At 50.6% G+C, this 3,200-nt stretch carries 3 protein-coding genes; 2 read left to right on the top strand and 1 reads right to left on the bottom strand.

Going from position 1 to position 3,200, the window contains the following annotated elements; all coding sequences use genetic code 11:
* The first annotated feature begins 8 nt into the window (after positions 1 to 8).
* Together ACXLDX_RS12595 and ACXLDX_RS12590 are read left to right on the top strand one after the other, a co-directional pair.
* Positions 9 to 1,085 carry an integron integrase gene (locus ACXLDX_RS12595; RefSeq protein ID WP_457577539.1) on the top strand — a complete coding sequence of 359 codons (1,077 nt, stop codon included), beginning with the start codon at positions 9 to 11 and terminating at the stop codon, positions 1,083 to 1,085.
* A 160-nt stretch (positions 1,086 to 1,245) separates the two neighbouring features.
* Positions 1,246 to 2,214, top strand: a complete 969-nt coding sequence (locus ACXLDX_RS12590; protein WP_457577538.1) for a rubredoxin-like domain-containing protein — start codon at positions 1,246 to 1,248, stop codon at positions 2,212 to 2,214.
* 108 nt (positions 2,215 to 2,322) lie between these two features.
* Here ACXLDX_RS12590 and ACXLDX_RS12585 read toward each other — a convergent pair whose 3' ends face one another.
* Positions 2,323 to 2,997: a CBS and ACT domain-containing protein gene (locus ACXLDX_RS12585; RefSeq protein WP_457577537.1), complete on the bottom strand. Its 675-nt coding sequence runs from the start codon at positions 2,995 to 2,997 to the stop codon at positions 2,323 to 2,325.
* Positions 2,998 to 3,200 lie beyond the last annotated feature (203 nt).

The following is a 3,200-nucleotide window of genomic DNA, read 5'->3' as shown; positions in this document are numbered from 1 at the left end:
TTCCATGTATCAGGTTTTTCTTTAAATTTTCCACGATAACTGATATTATCACGCCTAACATGGAAAGCAAGAATAAATTTGTGCCGAATAGAAAATTGAAGCTGCTTGACCAAGTGCGTGAAACCATGCGGTATTATCATTACGCGCTGTCAACGGAAAAGACATATTGTCAATGGATTCTCCGTTATATTGTTTTCTATAATAAAAAGCGGCATCCACGTGATATGGGGCCCAGGGAGGTTGAGCGTTTTCTCTCTCACTTGGCGAGTCGGGAAAAAGTTTCGGCCTCAACGCAGAAACAGGCATTGAACGCCCTTGTCTTTCTTTACCGCGATGTACTGCATATCCCCTTGGATAACTCCATAGCTCCAATACGGGCCAAACGTAAAGTGCATCCGCCCACTGTTCTTTCCGTTGATGAGGTGGCAAGAGTTTTTGAACATATGAGCGGGTCTCACCTGTTGATGGCCAAACTTATCTATGGTTCCGGTATGCGTCTGATGGAGTGCATAAGGCTTCGCATTCAGGATGTGGATTTTGCCAATGACAATATTTACGTTCGTTCCGGCAAGGGCGGGAAGGACAGGATGACATATCTGCCCCGGTGCGTGAAGGATGAACTGCGTGAACATATTGATCGCGTAAAAGAACTGCACAGGCGGGATCTGGCTGATGGATTCGGAGAGGTTTACCTGCCTGGAGCGATCGCCAGAAAATTTAAAAATGCCGGCCGGGAAACAGTCTGGCAGTATGTGTTTCCTGCCCGCTCACGTTCAATTGATCCCCGGAGCGGCAGGGAAAGAAGGCATCATGTTCTGGAATCCGGCCTGCAGAAGGCGGTAAAAAGAGCGGCCCGAAGGGCAAAGCTGGACAAGCGGGTGACTGTCCACACATTGCGTCATTCCTTTGCGACCAATATGCTGGAAACGGGCACCAATATCCGTGTTCTTCAGGATCTGCTGGGCCATGCCGATGTGAAAACAACGGAAATATATACCCACGTGATGAAAAAGGATATTAAAGCCCTGCAGAATCCGCTGGATCGTCTCTACGCACGAAAATCAAAGAAAAATTTTGGAAAATGATATATTTTGCTGCTGGAGGATCCTGCTGAGCTGCAATTGTTTACAGGTTGTAAAAGTATTGAGTTGCCAATCCTCCTTGATCTGTCAGCGGATCGCCGGAAGGGAGGCGGGTGATGTCTTTACGGATTCAGGCAAATGAAAAAATCATCGGGAGTCAGGTATGAAAAAATGGGAATGCACTGTCTGCGGTTATGTTCATGAAGGGGAAGAACCTCCCGAAAAATGTCCGGTCTGTGCGGCACTGGCGGAAAAATTTATAGAGAAAACCGAAAAACAGGCCGAAACTTCCGCTGGAGCAGGAGTAAAAGAGGCCGGGAAAGGGGATGAAACAACCCGGTGGCGTTGTACGGTCTGTGGTTTTATCCATACCGGGCCGGAGCCGCCGGAAACCTGTCCGGTCTGCGGGGCATTTGCCGAAATGTTTGAAAAAACTGCCGGGGAGCGGGAGGAAAGTGAGTCGGAAGGTGCGGGTGAGGAGAAACGGTGGAAGTGTACCGTGTGCGGCTATGTGCATGAAGGGCCGGAGCCGCCGGAAAAATGCCCCGTCTGCCATGTTCCCGCAAGGATGTTTGTTGAAATTGACGCCGACGGGAATGCGATTGGCCCTCTGCCCGGCCCTGTGGAAGAAGGGGAGGAGGGAGACCCGAAAGAGGGGGAGGCCGGGAATGAAAAGCAGAAGCGAACCTTTTTCGGCTGGCTGGCGGACCAGATGGTCAGCCATCATCTCCATCCTATTTCGGCCCATTTCCCCAACGGCATTTTCCCCGTTTCCGTAATTTTTCTTGCTCTCTTTCTGGTCTTTAATCTGGCAGGAATGGAGACGGCTGCCTACTATAATCTCGTAGTCGTGCTGATTTCTCTGCCCCTGGTCATTTTTACCGGTTATCTGGAGTGGCAGAAGCGATACCGGGGAGCCAAGAGCAGTCTTTTTATTATAAAAATAATCTGCGCCCTTTTTATTCTGGCTGGTGCCAATATCCTCGTTTTCTGGAAGATCCTTGATCCCGGTGTGATCGCTCCCGATTCTCCCATGAAGTGGATTTACCTGGGGGTGGCCGGATTTATGCTGGCCTGCGTGGGGCTGGCAGGGCATCTTGGCGGTAAACTGGTGTTCGGTTCAAGAAACTGAAAAGAAGGTAGTAAAATCACAGAGTTGATCGCCATCCTGTGGTCAATTACAAAAGAAGAGCCGGTCGGGGTCTTGTGCGAACCGGCTCTGTCCTGTTGAAGGGAACAGTCAGCCCTTCGGTAGAAAAGGTGTGATATCCTTTTCGTACCGGGTTGTGGCCCGCAGGTTGTTTTCATTCAGGGCCCGGAGGGCCTTGTCACTGTCTGATGCCGCCACCCTGAAAACCATCTGGGTTATTCCGGGGTGATCCTTTTCCGGCCAGCAGAGCAGACTCTGGATATTGACCCCGGCATCCTTGAGCACGCCGGTCACCTTGGCGAGCTGGCCGATACTGTCGTTGACGAAGACACCCAGCCGGACACTCTCCTCACTGATACCGATGGCCTTGAAGAGGATCTCAAGAACATCCACCCCTGTAATGATTCCCACCAGGTTTTCGTTTTCCATCACCGGCAGGGCACTTATCCTGTACTGCTGCATGATATAGGCTGCCCGTTCGATGGTGGTTGACGGGGTCACGGTCACCACCGTCCGGATCATGATCATGTCCACCGTCACCTTGTCCAGCAGATAGTTCAGTTCATGGGTGGAAAGGGAAGTGGCGGGGGAGGCCCAGTATTGTTTCAGATCCCGGTCGGAGAGGATTCCCACGAGTTTGCTGTTCCCGTCGGTTACGAGAAGATGTTCAATATTGTGTTCGTCCATCAGGGCCTGTGCCTTGGCGAGTGACGCTTCGGGCGGGATCGTGATCAGGTCCGTGTGCATGATTCTGCCGATATACATAGTGTTATTCCTCCGTTGAAAATGAATGATAATAATAAAATATAATGTAATTACTCACAGGCGCCCCAGCTTTTCACGGTCTCTTTCGTCCGCATAGATAAAATGAGAAGGCTGGTTCCCCCTTCAACGAGCTGTGGTATATTCACGCTCAAAAAAACGCAGTCTCAAGGCTGCACAACAAAGGAGAACCAGCCATGGGTAAT

It is taken from the genome of Desulfomarina sp. (assembly GCF_054039375.1).
The sequence above is the reverse complement of the archived record's forward strand: the minus strand, read 5'-3'. Positions and strand labels throughout refer to the sequence as shown.

Excerpts from the sequence above, each read along its gene's own strand:
- ACXLDX_RS12590 (WP_457577538.1), top strand. The coding sequence starts at position 1,246 with ATGAAAAAATGGGAATGCACTGTCTGCGGTTATGTTCATGAAGGGGAA.
- ACXLDX_RS12585 (WP_457577537.1), bottom strand. The coding sequence starts at position 2,997 with ATGTATATCGGCAGAATCATGCACACGGACCTGATCACGATCCCGCCC.